At 58.5% G+C, this 18,626-nt stretch carries 17 protein-coding genes; 12 read left to right on the top strand and 5 right to left on the bottom strand.

The genetic code is table 11. The features are described 5' to 3' along the window. Positions 1–29: 29 nt before the first annotated feature. The 4 genes from secA to ACOI8A_RS07260 all read left to right on the top strand — a co-directional run bounded on the left by secA (position 30) and on the right by ACOI8A_RS07260 (position 5,836). Entirely contained in the window at positions 30–2,765 is a 2,736-nt protein-coding gene (gene secA / locus ACOI8A_RS07275) for a preprotein translocase subunit SecA (protein WP_420646293.1), read from the top strand. Positions 2,766–2,887: 122 nt separating this feature from the next. Next, positions 2,888–4,105, top strand: coding sequence for a bifunctional glutamate N-acetyltransferase/amino-acid acetyltransferase ArgJ (gene argJ / locus ACOI8A_RS07270; protein ID WP_420646294.1), 1,218 nt, complete (start codon positions 2,888–2,890; stop codon positions 4,103–4,105). A gap of 163 nt (positions 4,106–4,268) precedes the next feature. Then, positions 4,269–4,895: a glutathione S-transferase family protein gene (locus tag ACOI8A_RS07265; protein WP_420646295.1), complete on the top strand. Its 627-nt coding sequence runs from the start codon at positions 4,269–4,271 to the stop codon at positions 4,893–4,895. Next, positions 4,892–5,836: a Nudix family hydrolase gene (locus ACOI8A_RS07260; protein WP_420646296.1), complete on the top strand. Its 945-nt coding sequence runs from the start codon at positions 4,892–4,894 to the stop codon at positions 5,834–5,836. The genes ACOI8A_RS07265 and ACOI8A_RS07260 overlap by 4 nt, the downstream gene beginning before the upstream one ends. 124 nt (positions 5,837–5,960) lie before the next feature. Here the strand turns inward: ACOI8A_RS07260 and ACOI8A_RS07255 are convergent, their stop codons facing one another. From ACOI8A_RS07255 to ACOI8A_RS07245, 3 genes are read right to left on the bottom strand one after another with little or no spacing between them, the layout of a single operon-like run. Continuing rightward, positions 5,961–6,545, bottom strand: coding sequence for a cob(I)yrinic acid a,c-diamide adenosyltransferase (locus tag ACOI8A_RS07255; protein WP_420646297.1), 585 nt, complete (start codon positions 6,543–6,545; stop codon positions 5,961–5,963). A 3-nt stretch (positions 6,546–6,548) separates the two neighbouring features. Then, positions 6,549–8,585 carry a sensor histidine kinase gene (locus tag ACOI8A_RS07250; protein WP_420646298.1) on the bottom strand — a complete coding sequence of 679 codons (2,037 nt, stop codon included), beginning with the start codon at positions 8,583–8,585 and terminating at the stop codon, positions 6,549–6,551. Between the two features lie 45 nt (positions 8,586–8,630). Then, positions 8,631–9,548, bottom strand: a complete 918-nt coding sequence (locus tag ACOI8A_RS07245) for a putative 2-dehydropantoate 2-reductase (protein ID WP_420646299.1) — start codon at positions 9,546–9,548, stop codon at positions 8,631–8,633. A 140-nt stretch (positions 9,549–9,688) separates the two neighbouring features. On the opposite strand from ACOI8A_RS07245, the gene ACOI8A_RS07240 reads away from it, so the two are divergent. Then, entirely contained in the window at positions 9,689–10,174 is a 486-nt protein-coding gene (locus ACOI8A_RS07240; RefSeq protein WP_007912755.1) for a YajQ family cyclic di-GMP-binding protein, read from the top strand. Between the two features lie 87 nt (positions 10,175–10,261). Then, complete coding sequence (locus ACOI8A_RS07235; RefSeq protein ID WP_420646300.1) at positions 10,262–11,101, top strand: mechanosensitive ion channel family protein; 840 nt, start codon at positions 10,262–10,264, stop codon at positions 11,099–11,101. Between the two features lie 244 nt (positions 11,102–11,345). Here ACOI8A_RS07235 and ACOI8A_RS07230 read toward each other — a convergent pair whose 3' ends face one another. Continuing rightward, the gene (locus ACOI8A_RS07230; protein WP_420646301.1) at positions 11,346–12,671 is read right to left on the bottom strand and encodes an OprD family porin; all 1,326 of its coding nucleotides are present in this window, start codon (positions 12,669–12,671) and stop codon (positions 11,346–11,348) included. Positions 12,672–13,568: 897 nt separating this feature from the next. Here ACOI8A_RS07230 and ACOI8A_RS07225 point away from each other — a divergent pair. Both ACOI8A_RS07225 and ACOI8A_RS07220 read left to right on the top strand, forming a co-directional pair. Beyond that, entirely contained in the window at positions 13,569–13,994 is a 426-nt protein-coding gene (locus ACOI8A_RS07225) for an HIT family protein (protein ID WP_420646302.1), read from the top strand. Positions 13,995–13,997: 3 nt separating this feature from the next. Next, positions 13,998–14,204 (top strand): SlyX family protein, encoded by a 207-nt coding sequence (locus ACOI8A_RS07220; RefSeq protein ID WP_420646303.1) that lies wholly within the window; start codon positions 13,998–14,000, stop codon positions 14,202–14,204. Positions 14,205–14,269: 65 nt separating this feature from the next. Here the strand turns inward: ACOI8A_RS07220 and ACOI8A_RS07215 are convergent, their stop codons facing one another. Continuing rightward, a complete protein-coding gene (locus ACOI8A_RS07215; RefSeq protein ID WP_420651203.1) occupies positions 14,270–14,872 on the bottom strand; it encodes a cold shock domain-containing protein membrane protein in 603 nt (200 codons plus the stop codon). Positions 14,873–15,206: 334 nt separating this feature from the next. On the opposite strand from ACOI8A_RS07215, the gene ACOI8A_RS07210 reads away from it, so the two are divergent. The 4 genes from ACOI8A_RS07210 to aspS all read left to right on the top strand — a co-directional run bounded on the left by ACOI8A_RS07210 (position 15,207) and on the right by aspS (position 18,496). Then, complete coding sequence (locus ACOI8A_RS07210) at positions 15,207–15,677, top strand: Dps family protein (protein ID WP_420646305.1); 471 nt, start codon at positions 15,207–15,209, stop codon at positions 15,675–15,677. A gap of 252 nt (positions 15,678–15,929) precedes the next feature. Further along, entirely contained in the window at positions 15,930–16,277 is a 348-nt protein-coding gene (locus tag ACOI8A_RS07205) for a ribbon-helix-helix domain-containing protein (RefSeq protein ID WP_420646306.1), read from the top strand. A gap of 113 nt (positions 16,278–16,390) precedes the next feature. Beyond that, entirely contained in the window at positions 16,391–16,612 is a 222-nt protein-coding gene (locus tag ACOI8A_RS07200) for an FmdB family zinc ribbon protein (RefSeq protein ID WP_420646307.1), read from the top strand. A gap of 108 nt (positions 16,613–16,720) precedes the next feature. Further along, positions 16,721–18,496 carry an aspartate--tRNA ligase gene (aspS, locus tag ACOI8A_RS07195; RefSeq protein ID WP_420646308.1) on the top strand — a complete coding sequence of 592 codons (1,776 nt, stop codon included), beginning with the start codon at positions 16,721–16,723 and terminating at the stop codon, positions 18,494–18,496. Positions 18,497–18,626 lie beyond the last annotated feature (130 nt).

Here is an 18,626-nt window from a genome sequence, read left to right as displayed (position 1 = left end):
ATCCCTTTAGTGTGGAAGATCCTGCCGATATGTTTGCGCCTTTGTTAAAGAAACTTTTTGGAAGCAAGAACGAGCGTGAAGTCAAACGCATGCTCAAGACGGTCCAGCACGTCAATGCCTTCGAAGAGCAAATGGTAGCCCTTTCGGACGATCAATTGCGTGCCAAGACTGCCGAGTTCAAGGCCCGCATCGCCAAAGGGGAAACCCTCGACAAACTGCTGCCTGAAGCCTTTGCGGTCGCCCGCGAAGCCGGCAAGCGTGTCATGGGCATGCGCCACTTCGATGTCCAGCTCGTCGGCGGCATGACCCTGCATGAAGGCATGATTGCCGAAATGCGTACCGGTGAAGGCAAGACCCTGGTGGCAACCCTGGGCGTTTACCTCAACGCACTGTCCGGCAAGGGCGTGCACGTTGTGACGGTGAACGACTACCTGGCCCGCCGGGACGCCAACTGGATGCGCCCGCTGTATGAATTCCTCGGCCTGACCGTCGGCGTCGTGACGCCGTTCCAGCCGCCGGAAGAGAAGCGCGCTGCCTACGCCGCTGACATCACCTACGGCACCAACAACGAATTCGGTTTCGACTACCTGCGCGACAATATGGCGTTCAGCATGGAAGAAAAATTCCAGCGCGAACTCAACTTTGCCGTGATCGACGAAGTCGACTCCATCCTTATCGACGAAGCACGTACCCCGCTGATCATTTCCGGTCAGGCCGAGGACAGCTCCAAGCTGTACATGGAGATCAATAAACTGATCCCGCAGCTGGAACTGCACGTTGAAGAAGTCGAAGGCGAAGTCACCAAGGCTGGCCACTACACCATCGACGAGAAGACCCGTCAGGTCGAACTCAACGAAGCCGGTCACCAGTTCATCGAAGAAATGCTCACCGGCGTCGGCCTGCTGGCCGAAGGCGAGAGCCTGTACTCGGCACACAACCTGGGCCTGCTGACCCACGTTTACGCCGGTCTGCGTGCGCACAAACTGTTCCATCGCAACATCGAATACATCGTGCAGGACGGTCAGGTGGTACTGGTCGACGAACACACCGGTCGTACCATGCCGGGTCGTCGTCTGTCCGAAGGCCTGCACCAGGCCATCGAAGCCAAGGAACAGTTGAACATCCAGGCCGAGAGCCAGACTCTGGCTTCGACCACGTTCCAGAACTACTTCCGTCTGTACAACAAGCTGTCCGGCATGACCGGTACCGCTGACACCGAAGCGTTCGAATTCCACCAGATCTATGGTCTGGCCGTGATGGTCATTCCGCCGAACAAGCCGTTGGCGCGTAAAGACTACAACGACCTAGTGTTCCTGACCGCCGAAGAGAAGTACGCGGCGATCGTCAACGACATCAAGGAAAGCATGGCCTCTGGCCGTCCGGTGCTGGTGGGTACTGCGACCATCGAAACCTCCGAGCACATGTCACGTCTGCTCGAGAAGGAAGGCATCGAACACAAGGTCCTGAACGCCAAGTTCCACGAAAAAGAAGCCGAAATCATTGCGCAGGCCGGTCGTCCCGGTGCGTTGACCATTGCTACCAACATGGCCGGTCGTGGTACCGACATCCTGTTGGGCGGCAACTGGGAAGTTGAAGTCGCGTCGCTGGAAAACCCGACCCCTGAGCAAATCGCCCAGATCAAGGCCGACTGGCAGAAACGTCACCAGCAAGTGCTGGAGTCCGGCGGCTTGCAGGTGATCGCCTCCGAGCGTCACGAGTCGCGCCGTATCGACAACCAGTTGCGTGGTCGTGCCGGTCGTCAGGGTGACGCCGGTTCCAGCCGCTTCTACCTGTCGCTGGAAGACAGCCTGATGCGCATCTTCGCCTCTGACCGGGTGAAGAACTTCATGAAAGCCCTGGGCATGCAGTCCGGTGAAGCGATCGAGCACCGCATGGTGACCAACGCCATCGAGAAGGCTCAGCGCAAGGTTGAAGGCCGCAACTTCGACATTCGTAAACAACTGCTCGAGTTCGATGACGTCAACAACGAACAACGTAAAGTGATCTATCACATGCGTAACACGTTGCTGGCCGCCGACAACATTGGCGAAACCATCGCTGACTTCCGTCAGGACGTACTCAACGCGACTGTCAGCGCGCACATTCCGCCGCAATCGCTGCCAGAGCAGTGGGACGTCGCCGGTCTGGAAGCTTCGCTGCAGAGCGACTTCGGTGTGGCGCTGCCGATCCAGCAATGGCTCGACGAAGACGATCACCTGTACGAAGAAACCCTGCGCGAGAAGCTCATGACCGAGCTGATGGCCGCGTACAACGAGAAAGAAGATCAGGCCGGTGCCGACGCGCTGCGCTCGTTCGAGAAGCAGATCGTCCTGCGTGTACTCGACGACCTGTGGAAAGACCACCTGGCGACCATGGATCATCTGCGTCACGGCATCCACTTGCGTGGTTATGCGCAGAAGAACCCGAAGCAGGAATACAAGCGCGAATCCTTCACGCTGTTCTCCGAGCTGCTGGATTCGATCAAGCGCGACTCGATCCGTGTGCTGTCGCACGTTCAGGTTCGTCGCGAAGATCCGGAAGCAGAAGAACAACGTCTGCGTCAGGAAGCCGAAGCACTGGCCGCGCGCATGCAGTTCGAACACGCCGAAGCACCAGGTCTGGAGCAACCGGAATTGCTTGGTGAGGAGGTCGATGTGGCCCTCGCCACTGCTCCGGTGCGTGCCGAACAGCGCCAGGGCCGCAACGAACTGTGCTACTGCGGTTCGGGCAAGAAATTCAAGCATTGCCACGGGCAGATCCAGTAAAACCCGTTCCAATCGCTGAAATACCCGCGCCGCGACCGGCACCAGCCGTCGCGGCGTTTTGCCATTTAAATCACCACCGCTTTGATTGGCGGTGCTGACATCATTGAGTAAGGAGCGCATTCATGGCTGTTGGTCTTGGTCCTTTGCCAACGTTGCACCCGGTTGCCGGTTTTGAACTCGGTATCGCCTCGGCCGGCATCAAGCGCCCGGGGCGCAAAGATGTCGTCGTGATGCGCTGCGCCGAAGGCTCCACCGTCGCGGGCGTGTTCACCTTGAACGCGTTCTGCGCAGCGCCGGTGATTCTCGCCAAGCAGCGCGTGCAGAATGCCGTGCGTTACCTGCTGACCAACACTGGCAATGCCAACGCCGGCACCGGCGAACCGGGCTTGGCCGCCGCCGAGCGCACCACCGCCAAACTGGCCGAGCTGACCGGGGTTGCTGCTGAGCAGATCCTGCCGTACTCCACCGGTGTGATCGGCGAGCCGCTGCCGGTCGAGAAGATCGAAGGCGCGCTGCAGGCGGCGCTGGATGACCTGTCGGAAAACAACTGGGAAGCTGCCGCCACCGGCATCATGACCACCGACACGCTGCCGAAGGGCGCCAGCCGCCAGTTCCAGCACGACGGCGTGACCATCACTGTCACCGGCATCAGCAAAGGCGCCGGCATGATCCGTCCGAACATGGCGACCATGCTTGGCTATATCGCCACCGACGCCAAAGTCGCCCGCGACGTGCTGCACAGCCTGATCCTTGATGGCGCTAACAAGTCGTTCAACCGCATCACCATCGACGGCGACACCTCGACCAACGACTGCTGCATGCTGATTGCCACGGGCAAGGCTGCGCTGCCGGAAATCACCCGCGCGGAAGGCGAGCTGTTCGCCAAGCTCAAGCAGGCAGTGTTCGAAGTGTGCATGGACGTCGCTCAGGCCATCGTGCGTGACGGCGAAGGCGCGACCAAGTTTGTGACGGTTGAAGTGAATGGCGGCGGCAATCACCAGGAATGCCTGGACGTCGGCTACACCGTGGCGCACTCGCCGTTGATCAAGACTGCGCTGTTCGCCTCCGATCCGAACTGGGGCCGTATTCTGGCTGCAGTCGGGCGTGCCGGTGTGCCGGATCTGGACGTGAGCAAGATCGACGTGTTCCTTGGCGACGTGTGCATCGCCAGCCGTGGCGCGCGCGCCGCGACCTACACCGAAGCCCAGGGCTCGGCGGTGATGCAGCAGGAAGAAATCACCATCCGCATAGAGCTGGGTCGTGGCGAGTGCAGCGAAACCATCTGGACCACCGACCTGTCGCATGAATACGTGAAGATCAACGCCGAGTACCGAACGTAAGACCGAGTGGACCCCATCGCGGGCAAGCCCGCTCCCACAGGTTTCGCGTTCTAAGTAAATCATGTGTACGACGCGATCACTGTGGGAGCGGGCTTGCCCGCGATGACGCACGAACAAACGCTAGAGATTCTGGCTTGTTACTCTGTCAAAAAGGCATCCAACCATGAGCCTGCACCTGATCATCGGCGACAAACTGCTTTCCTCCTGGTCTCTGCGCGCGGCTCTGGCACTTGAGCTGACCGGCGCTGCCTACACCGAAGAACTGATCAAACTCGGCAAGCCCGACACCCGCGAGAAACTGCTCAAGCATTCGCCGACCGGCAAAGTGCCGCTGCTGAAAACCGCACACGGCACCGTCGCCGATTCGCTGGCGATTGCCGAATATCTGGCGGAACAGTTTGCCGGTCTCTGGCCAACCGATATCGGTGCGCGTGCCCAGGCGCGGTCGGCTTGTGCGCAGATGCACGCCGGTTTCTTCGCCATGCGCAATCACATGCCGTTCGACCTCAGTCGCGATGCACCGCTGAGTCCGGTACCGCCTGAAGTGAAGGTCGATATCGAACGCATGCTCGCGTTGTGGGCTGAATGCCGCGCCGCTGCCAACGAACCGGGGCCTTTCCTGTTCGGTCGCGCGACACTGGCCGACGCCTTCTTCGCCCCGATTGCCGTGCGCCTGCGCACCTATCAAGTGCAGTTGCCGGCAGTCGATGAAGCCTATGTTGAAACCATCTACCAATGGCCGGCCTTCAAAGCCTGGCAGAAGGCCGGACTGGAGGAATTGCAGCCGTGAAACGTGTACACGTCGCCGCCGCCGTCATTCGTGACAGCAGCGGCAAGATTCTCATCGCCCGCCGTGCCGACTCTCAGCATCAGGGCGGTCTGTGGGAGTTCCCCGGTGGCAAGGTCGAAGCTGACGAATCCGTCGAAACCGCGCTGGCCCGTGAGCTGCACGAAGAGCTGGGCATTGTCGTTGGTGCTGCCCGGCCGCTGATCAAGGTTCAGCACGATTACCCGGACAAGCAGGTGTTGCTGGATGTCTGGGAAGTCTCGCAATTTACCGGCGAGCCGCACGGTGCCGAAGGCCAGCCACTGGCATGGGTTACCGCTCGCGCGCTGGGCGACTATGAATTCCCGGCGGCCAATCAGCCAATCGTCGCGGCTGCACGTTTGCCGGCCGAATACCTGATTACCCCGGAAGATCTGGAAACCCCGGAATTGCTGCGCGGTATCCAGAAAGCCATCGCTAACGGAATCAAGCTGATCCAGCTGCGCGCACCCAACGGCTACGATCCGAAGTACCGCGACCTGGCGGTGGATGCGGCGGGCCTGTGTGCCGGTAAAGCACAGTTGATGATCAAAGGGCCATTCGAGTGGCTCGGGGATTTCCCCTCCGCCGGTTGGCACATCACCTCGGCGCAACTGCGCAAGCACGCGGCGGCGGGTCGTCCGCTGCCGGCCGGGCGCTGGTTGGGAGCGTCTTGCCATAACGCTGAAGAATTGGCCCTGGCCGAGCAGATGGGTGTGGATTTCGTCACCCTGTCGCCGGTGCAACCGACCTTGACTCATCCGGAAGCGCAGTCGTTGGGCTGGGAGCAGGCTCAGGCGTTGATTGAAGGGTTCAGCAAGCCAGTGTTTGTGTTGGGTGGGGTTGGCCCGGCGGAGCGTGAGAAGGCTTGGGGCGTTGGTGCTCAGGGCGTAGCGGGGATTCGCGCGTTCTGGCCTAAGGCCTGAGTGAGGCTACTGGCCTCATCGCTGGCAAGCCAGCTCCCACAGGATGCTCGGTCATACACAAAACTGGTGTTCACCGAAAAAACCTGTGGGAGCTGGCTTGCCAGCGATGGCGTCGGTGCAGACGCTATTTATCTGCAGGTTTTGCCGCAGGCTGCCAAAGAATCTCTGCAATGCCTTGGCGCCGCGCAATCAACCGCGCCGCCACAAACAACAAATCCGACAGCCGATTGATATAAGCCAAACCCACCCCGGCCAACGGCTCCAGCGCATTCAAATGCTGGCAGCGACGCTCGGCTCCGCGCGCCAGACTCCTGCACACATGCGCCTGCGCAATCAGCATCGACCCGCCCGGCAGAATGAAATTCTCCAGTGGCCCCAACTCTTCGTTCCACAAATCAATCGCCGCTTCCAGCCGTTCGATCTCGGCAACGTTCAGCGCCTGATATTCGGGCATCGCCAGCTCACCGCCAAGGTCGAACAAGCGATGCTGACACGGCGCCAACACATCAATCAGCTCGTTCAATCCGGGGAACGTCTCACGCTCGGCAATTAACCCGGCCAGCAACACGCCGACCTGACTGTTTAGCGTATCGACCTCGCCGATGGCCTCGATGCGCGGGTGATCCTTGGGTACGCGGCGGCCGTCGCCAAGGCCGGTCTCGCCTTTGTCGCCGGTGCGGGTGTAGATCTTCGACAGGCGAAAGCCCATGGGTTACCTCGGTAGTTGATTGGTTTCAGGAACGATGGACGCCGGTTGGCTCAGCGGCAGGCGCAACGTGAAACACGTGCCCTGGCCGGGCGCGGACTGCACTTCCATCTGGCCCTTGTGATTGTTGGTGATAATGAAATACGAGACCGACAAGCCCAAACCGGTGCCTTGGCCGATTTCCTTGGTGGTAAAAAACGGTTCGAAGGTGCGCTTGCGCACGCTCTCGCTCATGCCGATGCCGTTGTCTTCGACCTGAATCTCGGCCCACGGCGGATTGAGTCTGGTGCGCAAAATGATCCGCCCCGGTTCGCTGTCGTCTGCGCGCTGATGAATCGCCTGCGCGGCGTTTTTCAGCAGGTTGAGCAGCACTTGTTCCAGCTCGTTAGCGGTGCCCGGCACCGGGCCCAGTGCCGGGTCGAACTGGCGGATGATCGCCTGACCCTTGAAGTCGAAACCGATCGCCAGATCGAAGTCATTGCCGGCGATTTCCACGGCTTGATCGATCAGCGCCGGCAGATCGCACGGGGCCATTTGCCGGGTGCTGCGGCGGCTGAAACTGAGCATGTGCGTAACGATTTTCGCCGCCCGCGCGCCGGCCTGTTGAATGCCGTCGAGCAATTTCGGCACCTCCCGCGCTTGCAGGTAGGTATTCACCGTGTCCAGTTCAATGCTCAACTGCTCGGCTGTTTCGAGGTTCTTCGGCAGATCCGCCGAGAGCCGACGGCGGATGTTCTGCACGTTATGCAGGATCGCTCCAAGAGGGTTGTTGATCTCGTGGGCCATGCCCGCTGCGAGGCCGCCAACCGAAAGCATTTTTTCCGACTGCACCATCATTTCTTCCAGCGACAGACGCTGGGTGATGTCATCGATACGAATCACCACGCCGCGCCCGGCGCCGCCCATCAGCGGGTAGAAAGTCAGCGCGTAATGCTTCGGTTCGTCGTCCTTGAACCAGGTCACGCGCTCGATTTTTGCCACCGTGTGCTGTTCGACGGTTTCCTTGAGCTGCGGCAAGAACGGCTTGAGTGGTTCGAAGGCGAGGAAGATTGGCTGGTTCAGCGCTTCGTCGAGGCGGGTGCCGGAGAGGGCGCTGGCCTCCTGGTTCCACTGCGTGACATAGAGCTGCTCGTCGAGGGCGATCAGCGCCGAGGGCATCGAGTCGATAATGCTGTTGAGGTAGTTCTGAAACCCGGTGAGCTTTTTTTCGATCTTGCTGCGGACCTGGACTTCCAGCTCCAGTTTGCGGTTGGTGTGGCGGGTTTCCTCGGCCAATCCCTGCGCCTGATCGTAAGCGGCTTGCGAATCATCGCGGGCGCGCTTGAGCTGCTGCTCGCGGGCCTCGATGCGCGACAGCATGGTGTTGAAGGCTTCGGCGAGGCTGCCAATTTCGTCATGGTTGCCGCGTGAGGCACGCAGCGCGTAGTTTTCTTCGCGAGTCACCTGCCGTGAGAGTTCTTCAAGCTGATGAATCGGCCGGGTGATCAGGCGTTTGATCTGCCGCGCGATCACCAGCCACAACAGCACGCTGAAGATCAGAATCCCCAGGCTGGCCGTCAGGGTGCCGGTGTAGAACGCCATCGGCAGTTCGCTGCTGGCTACCAGCAACAGGTGGCCCGGCGCGGTGCCGGGGCGGGGCAGGGTGATCACCTGATTGGTACGAAATTCGGTCAGTTGCCAGGCTTCAATATGCCGGTAGCGCTCCGGCAGCTTGAGCTGATCGCCATGCTGCAATTGCGCCAGACGTTCGCCCTTGCCGTCATACAGCGCGGCGGCGCGCAGCGGTGAATAACTGTTGAGTTCCTTGAGCAGGCGATCCGCACTCTGCGGCGATTGCAGCGCTTCGCTTACCAGACTCGGATTGGAGATCAGCCGGCCAATAGTCTGCAACGCCTGCGGCGCCATGCTTTCCTGGGAGATGTAATAGGCGGCGCTGATAAAGGTCAGGTTGGCCACCAGCAGAACGGTGGTCAACAGCACCAGCAGGGCGGCCAGCAGTTTCTGGCCGACCGGCAGGTTTTCGAGGCGCTGGCGCAATGGCATCAGGTTTATCGCAGCTAAGGAACAAGTGGCCAGCGTAGCCGCTGCTCAGTCGCCGGGCAATCCGAGGTGTTGCAGATGCGTGATCAGGCGCTGCTGCAATTGCTGCAAATGCGCGAGCTTCAGCTCATGCCGCGCGGCGACTTTGCAGGCATGGCCCAATAGATAGCTGATTTCCGTGCGCCGCTGGTTGGCCACGTCCTGATACATCGACGAGAAATTCGCCGCCGTAGCCTGGATGACCCGTTCGACTTCCTGTTGCAGATTCTGCGCCGCCGCCGGTTGCCCGCAACGTTCAAGCAAATCGCTAAGTTCCGCACACAAGGTGGCGACTTCACACTGATGTTGCTGCAAGCCGCCATTGCGGCAATCGTGCAGCACCGTCAGCGGGTTGATCGCGCAGTTGAGCGCCAGTTTGCGCCACAGGCGGGTGAGGATGTCGGCGCTCCATTCGTGAGGAATTTTCGCCGACTCCAGGTCCTCCAGCCAGAGGGGGGCTGTCGGGTGAGCAACGTCTCCCAGCCAAGTGAAACCGTGACCGGCGAACACCACACGCCAGTCACCGTCACGAAATGCGCCCTCGGTGCTCGAAGCACAGATGCAGCGCGCGTGCGGCACTTGTGTGGCGACCGCTTCCTGACTGCCAAGACCGTTTTGCAGCAGGATCAGCTCGGCATCCGGCGCCAGGCGATGAGCCACACTGGCGACTGCGCTTTGAGCGTCGTAAGCCTTGCAGGCCACCAACAGGCGACGGATCGGTTCGGGGCTGTCGGATGTTTCACCGGGGATCGCGTAAGTGTTGGCTTGGCCTTGTTCCACCAGAGTCAGACCGCCGGCCGCTTGATAGTCTTGCAAACGCTGGGCATCGCGCAGGATCAGCCGAACCGGCAGTCCGGCGCGCGCCAGACGTGTCGCCCACAGCGTACCTAGGCTGCCGGCGCCGAGAATGTGCCAGGGAGTGGACATCAGTTTTTCGCTCGAGTGATGGAAGGCATGTGCGGCTCGCCGTGTCGCCGGGGAAATCCCCGTTATAATGAGCGCGATTTTAACCGCAAGCCAAGCGCGCTGCGTGTGCAACCAGCGCGCCTTTTTATTGGAGAGATTACATGCCGTCGTTCGACGTGGTATCCGAACTGGACAAACACGAACTCACCAACGCGGTCGAGAACGCCGTGAAGGAACTCGATCGTCGTTATGACCTGAAAGGCAAGGGCAGCTTCGAATTCAAGGAAAAGGACCTGACCGTCAGCCTGACTGCTGAAGCCGGTTTCCAGCTGGAAGCGATGATCGAGATCCTCAAGCTGGCCCTGGTCAAGCGCAAGATCGACGTGCAGTGCCTTGAGGTCAAGGACGCCTACGCATCGGGCAAACTGATGAAGCAGGACGCCGTGCTCAAGGAAGGCATCGACAAGGAGCTGGCGAAGAAAATCGTCGGCCACATCAAGGACGCCAAGCTCAAAGTGCAAGCCGCTATTCAAGGCGAGCAAGTGCGCGTGACCGGCAAGAAGCGTGATGACCTGCAAGAAGCCATCGCTGCGCTGCGGGCCAAGGAATTCGGCATGCCGCTGCAGTTCAACAACTTCCGCGACTAAGCATCATCTGCGGACCCTGCTGGACCCTCGGCGGTTTTCTGCCGTTTTTTTTCGTGCGCCGAATGGCCGGAAATCAGGAGATAGAACATGGATTTGAATACTGAGGTCGACAACCTGGTCAAGGCGTCTCAGGCGTGGATTCCGATGATCATGGAATACGGCAGCCGCGTGCTGCTGGCCGTCCTTACCCTGGCCATCGGCTGGTGGTTGATCAACAAAGTTACCACCAAGCTCGGCGGCCTGCTGGCGCTGCGCAATGCCGATCTGGCGCTGCAAGGCTTTATCAGCAGCCTGGCCAACATCATTCTCAAAGTGCTGTTGATTGTCAGCGTCGCGTCGATGATCGGCGTTGAAACCACTTCGTTCGTTGCAGCGATTGGTGCGGCTGGTCTGGCTATCGGCCTGGCGTTGCAAGGCAGCCTGGCGAACTTCGCTGGCGGCGTGCTGATTCTGCTGTTCCGTCCGTTCCGTATCGGTGACTGGATCGAAGCGCAGGGCGTGTCGGGTACTGTCGACAGCATCCAGATTTTTCACACCGTGCTGCGTACCGGCGATAACAAGACCATCATCGTGCCCAATGGCAATCTGTCGAACGGCATCATCACCAACACCAATCGTCAGCCGACCCGCAAGGTTGTGTTCGATGTGGGTGTAGATTACGAAGCCGATCTGCAAAAGGCCCGTCAGGTGCTGCTGGATCTGGCCAACGATGAGCGTGTTCTGCAAGATCCGGCGCCGCAGGCGGTTATCTCGACACTGGGCGACAGTTCGATCACTGTTTCCCTGCGTGTGTGGGTTAAGACTGCAGACTACTGGGATGTGATGTTCATGTTTAACGAACAATCGCGCGACCGTTTGAAAACTGCCGGTATCGATATTCCGTTTCCGCAGCGGGTGATTCGTGTAGTTCAGGAACCTGCCATTTAGTAACAATGTTGATACTTGGCTTCCAGGTCAGTTTCAATAATAAAACCCAAGAGCTGTTCGCACTCTTGGGTTTTTTTATACGTTACAGGAATGTTTGCTGGCTAATAGATAGCTGGCTATTGTTGCGTTAACGATGGGTAATGGAGTGCGATCAAACTTAACGCATAAAAAAACCGTCCACCTGAATCAGGTGGACGGTTCTTGTTAGAGCAGAGCTCTACAGTACGTCAGCTGTCTATCCCTATTAGAGGATGTTCAGTGGGTACTCAACGATCAGACGAGTGTCGTTGTTGTCAGACGAGTAGCCGCTGTAAGCACCGTTCGAACGGTACATGGCGTAACGCAGACGGAACGACAGGTCTTTGGCCGGGCCTTCCTGGATCACGTACTTGGACTCGGCGTTCCACTCGTTTTCCTTGCCTTCACCCAGACCGTTGGTGGTGATGTTGTCACCCATTACGTAACGGGTCATGAAGCTCAGGCCAGGTACGCCGTAAGTTTTCATGTTCAGGTCGTAGCGAGCTTGCCAGGAGCGCTCGTCGCGGCCCACGAAGTCGGAGATCTGAATGGAGTTGGCTACGAAGATCGTGCTGTTACCGTCAACGCCATAGTAGTAAGCGTTGTCGCCGCTGGAGCGCTGGTGGGCGAGGGTGAACTTGTGAGCACCGATGCTGTAAGCAGCAGCCAGGGACCACAGGTTGTTGTCTACGCCGGTGGTGCCGTCGCCGATCGCGTCAACCAGATCACCGCGGCTGTCGCCTTTGGTGTGGTAGCCGTTCAGGTCGAAGTTCAGCGACTGGTCGTCGTTGATTGGCAAGGTGTAGTTCAGGTTGACGTAGTACTTCTTGAAGTAGTCGTCAGCGTCGGAAGCAGCCACGGCACCGGTGAAGTTGTCGGTGAAAGCGTAGCTGGCGCCGAAGATGTTGATGTTGGTCAGGCCTTTGCCGCCAAAACCGTTTTCATCAGGCAGACCGCCGATGCTGTCACGGCCCATGCCGGTTTGCTTGCTCAGGGAAGTGAAGCGACCTGCGCTCAGTTCCAGACCCTTGATCTCTTTCGAAGTGATCAGAGTACCGGTGGCGACTTCCGGCAGCATACGGCTGTCGTCAGTTGCGAAGACCGGGCTGGCAACGAATTGCTGACCGTATTTCAGAACGGTGTCGGATACGCGGAATTTCACTGCGCCGCCGATCTTGCCCTGGGATTTCTCCGGGTTGCCGTCGCTGTCGTTGGCGAACAGACCGTTACCACGGCGACCCGAACCGCCGTCCAGTTTCACCGAACCCATGGCCATGGCGTCGAGACCGAAGCCGACGGTACCTTGAGTGAAGCCCGATTCGTAAGTCAGCAGTTGGCTGACACCGGTATCCTGACGATAGCCGGAAGTGCCGGAAGTGCTGTTGCCTGCACCGTTTTTATAGTCGCGGTTCATGTATTCCATACGAGTCTTCAGCTTCAGGCTTTGATCGCCCAGGAAGCCTTTGGATTCGTCTTGAGAAGACGCTACTGCGAACTGCGAGGTGCCTGCTGCAACAGCCAGGGCGATCATGCTCCACTTCATCACGCGCATCGTGATTTGCTCCTTTGGTTTTTAGAAGAGTACTGCCGTCCCACCTGTTTTATTATCTGGGCGGCTCTTTCTTTTTGTGTCGGCGCAAACTTATATCACGCCGACCATGTTGGCGATACTTGCTAATCTAACCTTTCAGCTTCTTTACGACGCTGTCGCAAATGGTTGGGTAGATGTCGCAAATTCACAGTTCCGATGCAACCGGATTCACAACTTTATCGCTGTTTTCCGAGCTTTTGGCACCAGTAAAAAAGAGTCCCTGGCAAAACACTTGAATCTCCATCGGGCAACCCTGCCACTGTTCTTTTGGGGCTTAAGGCAACCACTTCCCGTGGTGCGCTTATAGTCCATATGGGTATGAATGCAACAAGCGTGCACAAACCATGATTTGTTCACGGTTATTTTTTCTGCGGGCTGCCTGTCGCTGTAAAAACCTTATAAATACTGGGTTCCATGTCCCTTTTGGTCTGGGCTTGACGCCATCGATGCCATGGTGTTGTCCCTCCTGAGAAAACCGCGTGACAACCAAAAGCGTTACCGGTTCACCCCACAGGTGAGTATTTGGCGGATGCCCGACGCACTGAGCGTAGACGCGCTGTGCGGTTTTGGTGCAAAAAATTTTTCCCGCTATACCGAATTCACACAGTCGGGCCATGTGGTGACGTAGAACCGGGCGCTGTTGGCTGATCATTTTGGCTGGCTCAGAGGTCGCGCGGGTTCGGTGTTGGTGCGCGAGAGCCGAAAATGGTCCATCTCGGAGCGTCGGATAAATCGACGCCGGTGCGTTGGTCGTGAAGCTCTGGTCATTCGAAGGTATGCTGCCATCCTGAGGTTTGCCGGCTGTCCGCGAGGAACGCCGGCAAACTGTTTAATGTAGATCGGCCAGGAGTGCATGCAGTGTTTGCTTTAGATTCACGACTTCAACAGGACACGCTGACCATCGGTGATTTCCCGCTGTGCCGACTGCTGCTGTCCAACGACTCCAACTACCCGTGGTTCATCCTGGTGCCACGCCGCGAAGATATCAGCGAGTTGTTTCAGTTGGATGTCGCCGACCAGCAGCAGCTGTGGCAAGAAACCACGGCGCTGGCCGAGGTGCTCAAGGATTTGTTCGATGCTGACAAAATGAACGTCGCAACCCTGGGCAACGTCGTCAGTCAGATGCATATGCATGTGATCGTGCGCAAACGCGACGACGCCGCATGGCCTGCGCCGGTCTGGGGCAAGTACCCGGCCAAGCCGTACAGCGCCGAGCAGGTAGCGGTGATTCGCGAACAGTTGCGTCAGGTGCTGGCTGACGTTTGCACTTTTGCGGAGGATTGAGTGATGAGTCTTGAACAACGCGTCAATGATCTGGAAAGCCGTCTGGCATTTCAGGACGACACCATTCAGTCGCTGAACGACGTGCTGGTGGAACAACAACGGGTGGTTGATCGCCTGCAGTTGCAAATGGCAGCACTGCTCAAGCGTCAGGAAGAGATGTCCGGCGGGTTCGGTGTTTTTGAAGAAGACGCACCGCCGCCGCACTACTGAGTTATCACCCGCCATAAAAAAACCGCGAACAGCCAGGCTGTTCGCGGTTTTTTTTGCAGCCTGGATCAGCGTCGCGGCAGGGCGGCGATCACGTCCTCGGCTTGCAGGCCTTTGTCACGGTTCATCACCGAGAACTCCACGCGCTGGCCTTCGACCAGTACGCGGTGGCCTTCGCCACGGATGGCGCGAAAGTGCACGAAGATATCATCGCCGGAATCCCGGGAGATAAAGCCGAAGCCTTTCGAGGTGTTGAACCACTTGACCGTACCGGTATCACGGTTGGTCATGTCGTAGTTCTGCGCTGCGGCCGCAGGTGAAGAGCGGTAGAAACTGGCGGCGAGGTGCAGGGCCACGGCAACCAGGGCAATGATCAGACTGAACAACACTGCTGGCTGGCCGGCGATTTCCGGCATAGGCGCGATCAGTGTCAGGGTCTGCAGGACGACAGTCAGCACCAACAGCGCGCTGACCAGATTTTGCAGATGCTGGCGAGGACCTTTGTTCCAGTAAGGAATGACTGGAGCGAGGACCAGGTTCAGCAGGCCGAAAAAGGCCAGGTAAAGTGCATCGGGTTGTTGCAGGTAAGGAAGTGCTTCGGATTTCAAGCTAGGTATGAACGACAGCAGCAAAGCCGCTGCGCCCATTAGCAGGTGGACGATTTTCAACATTTTATTGGCTCACGTTAATGACGGCTCACAAGGAAGAGCTGAAGGCGCACGGTTCGCTTCGAGAAAAATAAAGAGGCGTTGGACACGTGCCCGGCATCAGCCTATGCGCAAAAACCCGGAAAAAAGGGCCTGGCGACACGCTGCCTATTTAACAGCAAAGCCCGCAGCTACTCAAATCAGCCCGGCCAGTGGCAGTTGGTTTGTCGGTGGTTGGTAGATAGTCGGTCGATTTGTCGCAGCTATCGCCCCGATTTGGGGCTGCGAGGCGCCGATTGCCTTGCTAGAGTGGGTCAGCACCTGTTGGATGAAATTCAATCGCCTCTAGGGGGTAAGCATGGCAATCGATATCGGTATCAGCGAAGAAGACCGCAAGTCCATCGTCGAAGGGCTGTCGCGGCTGTTGTCGGACACCTACGTGCTGTATCTGAAGACCCACAACTTCCACTGGAACGTCACGGGGCCGATGTTCCGCACCTTGCACTTGATGTTCGAGGAGCAATACAACGAACTGGCGCTGGCGGTGGATTCAATCGCCGAGCGCATTCGCGCACTCGGATTCCCGGCGCCGGGCGCTTATTCGACCTACGCGCGCCTGTCCTCTATTAAAGAAGAGGACGGCGTGCCGAGTGCCGAGGACATGATCAAGCAACTGGTCGCCGGCCAGGAAGCCGTCACTCGCACTGCACGGGGCATTTTTCCGCTGCTGGACAAGGTCAGCGACGAACCGACGGCTGATCTGCTGACCCAGCGCATGCAGGTTCACGAGAAAACCGCGTGGATGTTGCGCGCGCTGCTCGAAGGCTGACGGCCCTTGGCGCATGAACAGATACTGTTCGTGCGCTGCTGCCGATTTCTGTTTCTACGCCGGGAAAAAGCAACGGCTTCTGTAGGAAACTCGGAAGCGAGTTGCGCGCTCCATGATCCGCCATGTTCTGTTGGCTTATCCTACGCAGATGGTCATAAAGTCATCTGGCTAACCCTTTGCCGCTGCGCTTTTAATGAGGCCACTGGATGTTGCCTTGATAACCAGTAGCGATGGCAAAGGAGTGTCAACGATATGGCAGATGGAGACAGGCGAAGTGACAGGGTTGTCGAATCGCAGCGGAGCATGTCGGGCGAACCGTTTCTCGGCGAGTTCGACATGGGGTTGATCCGGCCTTTATCACGGTCGGTGCGTTTGAACGGTTTTGCCACCTGCATGCGACTTGAGCAGGTGTACTGGAATATTCTGCACAGCATGGCGCATGACCATTGCTGTTCGATCGGCACATTGCTGTCGCGGGTGGATCGCGAAGTACATCTGCGCCATGGCGGCGTGAAAAACTTCAGCGGTCTGGTGCGAGTGGTGTGTGTGCTGCATGGCCTCAAGGATTCTGCGGCGGGCACTGCACGGCACAGCGAATAACACGACGGCCTGTGCAGTCTTACGGCTGCACAGGCCGCATTTAATGGATATAATCTCGCCCTTTCGCCGCGCGACCCTGCATGCGGCAGCAATCTGATCGCCGAGACACCTCCATGCCGATGTACGATTACCAATGTGCTTCCTGTGGTCATCAGTTGGAAGCCATTCAAAAGATCAGCGATTCCCCACTGGTCGACTGCCCTGCCTGTCAGGCGCCAGAGCTCAAGAAGATGCTGTCCATGCCCGGCTTTCGCCTGAGCGGCAGCGGTTGGTACGAAACCGATTTCAAGACCGGCACGAAGAAGAATCTGGCCGGCGGCGACAAATCTGACTAGGGTTCAGACCCAGGTCAAACGACACGCGCGAGTTCCTGCATGTCGCACATTGCTTGAGTGCGGCGGGATCTCCACCGAATTTCGAATTACGAGAAGCGAACCACTACCATGATGCGCAGCCATTATTGCGGCCAGTTGAACGAAAGCCTGGAAGGTCAGGAAATTACCCTTTGCGGATGGGTTCACCGTCGCCGCGACCACGGCGGGGTGATTTTCCTCGATATCCGTGACCGTGATGGTCTGGCCCAGGTGGTATTCGATCCGGATCGCGCCGAAAGCTTCGCCGCCGCCGATCGCGTGCGCAGCGAATACGTAGTGAAGATCACCGGCAAGGTGCGTCTGCGTCCGGCCGGTGCGACCAACGCCAACATGGCGTCGGGCATGATCGAAGTGCTGGGCTACGAACTGGAAGTGCTGAACGAGTCGGAAACCCCGCCGTTCCCGCTGAACGAGTTCTCCGACGTGGGCGAAGAAACCCGCCTGCGCTATCGCTTCCTCGACCTGCGTCGCCCGGAAATGGCCGAGAAGTTGCGTCTGCGTTCGCGCATGACCACCAGCATCCGTCGCTTCCTCGACGAGAACGGCTTCCTCGACGTGGAAACGCCGATCCTGACCCGTGCTACTCCGGAAGGCGCGCGCGACTACCTCGTACCGAGCCGTACCCACGCCGGTTCGTTCTTCGCCTTGCCGCAGTCGCCACAGTTGTTCAAACAACTGCTGATGGTTGCCGGTTTCGACCGTTACTACCAGATCGCCAAGTGCTTCCGCGACGAAGACCTGCGCGCTGACCGCCAGCCGGAATTCACCCAGATCGACATCGAGACCAGTTTCCTCGATGAAAAAGAGATCATGGGCCTGACCGAGCAAATGATCCGTAACCTGTTCAAGGAAGTGCTGGATCTGGAATTCGGTGAATTCCCGCACATGACTTTCGAAGAAGCCATGCGCCGCTACGGTTCCGACAAGCCGGACCTGCGTATTCCGCTGGAACTGGTCGACGTTGCCGATCAGCTCAAAGAAGTTGGTTTCATGGTGTTCAGCGGCCCGGCAAACGACCCGAAATGCCGTATCGCCGCACTGCGCGTTCCAGGCGGGGCGAGCATGCCGCGCAAGCAGATCGACGACTACACCAAGTTCGTCGGCATTTACGGCGCCAAGGGCCTGGCGTACATCAAGGTCAACGAGCGCGCTGCCGGTGTTGACGGTCTGCAATCGCCGATCGTGAAGAACATTCCGCTGGAAAACCTCAACGCGATCCTTGATCGCGTGGGTGCAGTTGATGGCGACATCGTGTTCTTCGGCGCCGACAAGGCCAAGATCGTCAGCGAAGCCTTGGGCGCGCTGCGTATCAAGCTCGGTCACGACCTGAACCTGCTGACCTGCAAGTGGGCACCGATGTGGGTTGTCGACTTCCCGATGTTCGAAGAGAACGACGACGGCAGCTTCTCCGCACTGCACCACCCGTTCACCGCGCCGAAGTGCTCGCCAGAAGAATTGGAAGCCAACCCGGCCGGCGCTCTGTCGCGTGCCTACGACATGGTGCTCAACGGCACTGAATTGGGTGGCGGTTCGATCCGTATTCACCGCAAGGAAATGCAGCAAGCGGTATTCCGTCTGCTGGGTATCAACGAAGCAGAACAGGAAGAGAAATTCGGCTTCCTGCTCGACGCCCTGAAATACGGCGCGCCGCCGCACGGTGGTCTGGCCTTCGGTCTGGATCGTCTGGTGATGCTGATGACTGGCGCCCAGTCGATCCGTGAAGTGATCGCCTTCCCGAAAACCCAGAGTGCTGCTGACGTGATGACGCAAGCACCGGGTGTGGTGGATGCCAAGGCATTGCGCGAATTGCACATTCGTTTGCGCGAAACGCCAAAGGCTGAGTAACACGGGCCTGAAGGCGCATCTTCGGATGCGCCTTTTTTCTTTCTGTAGAGACTGAAAACGGTCGAGATTTTTTGTTTGCCGGCCGCTGCAAGCGCAGGGCGGGCAACGTTTCAAAGAGAATTCGGAGCGA

This window comes from Pseudomonas sp. P4795, from assembly GCF_048822895.1.
GTDB lineage: Bacteria > Pseudomonadota > Gammaproteobacteria > Pseudomonadales > Pseudomonadaceae > Aquipseudomonas.
The sequence above is the reverse complement of the archived record's forward strand: the minus strand, read 5'-3'. Positions and strand labels throughout refer to the sequence as shown.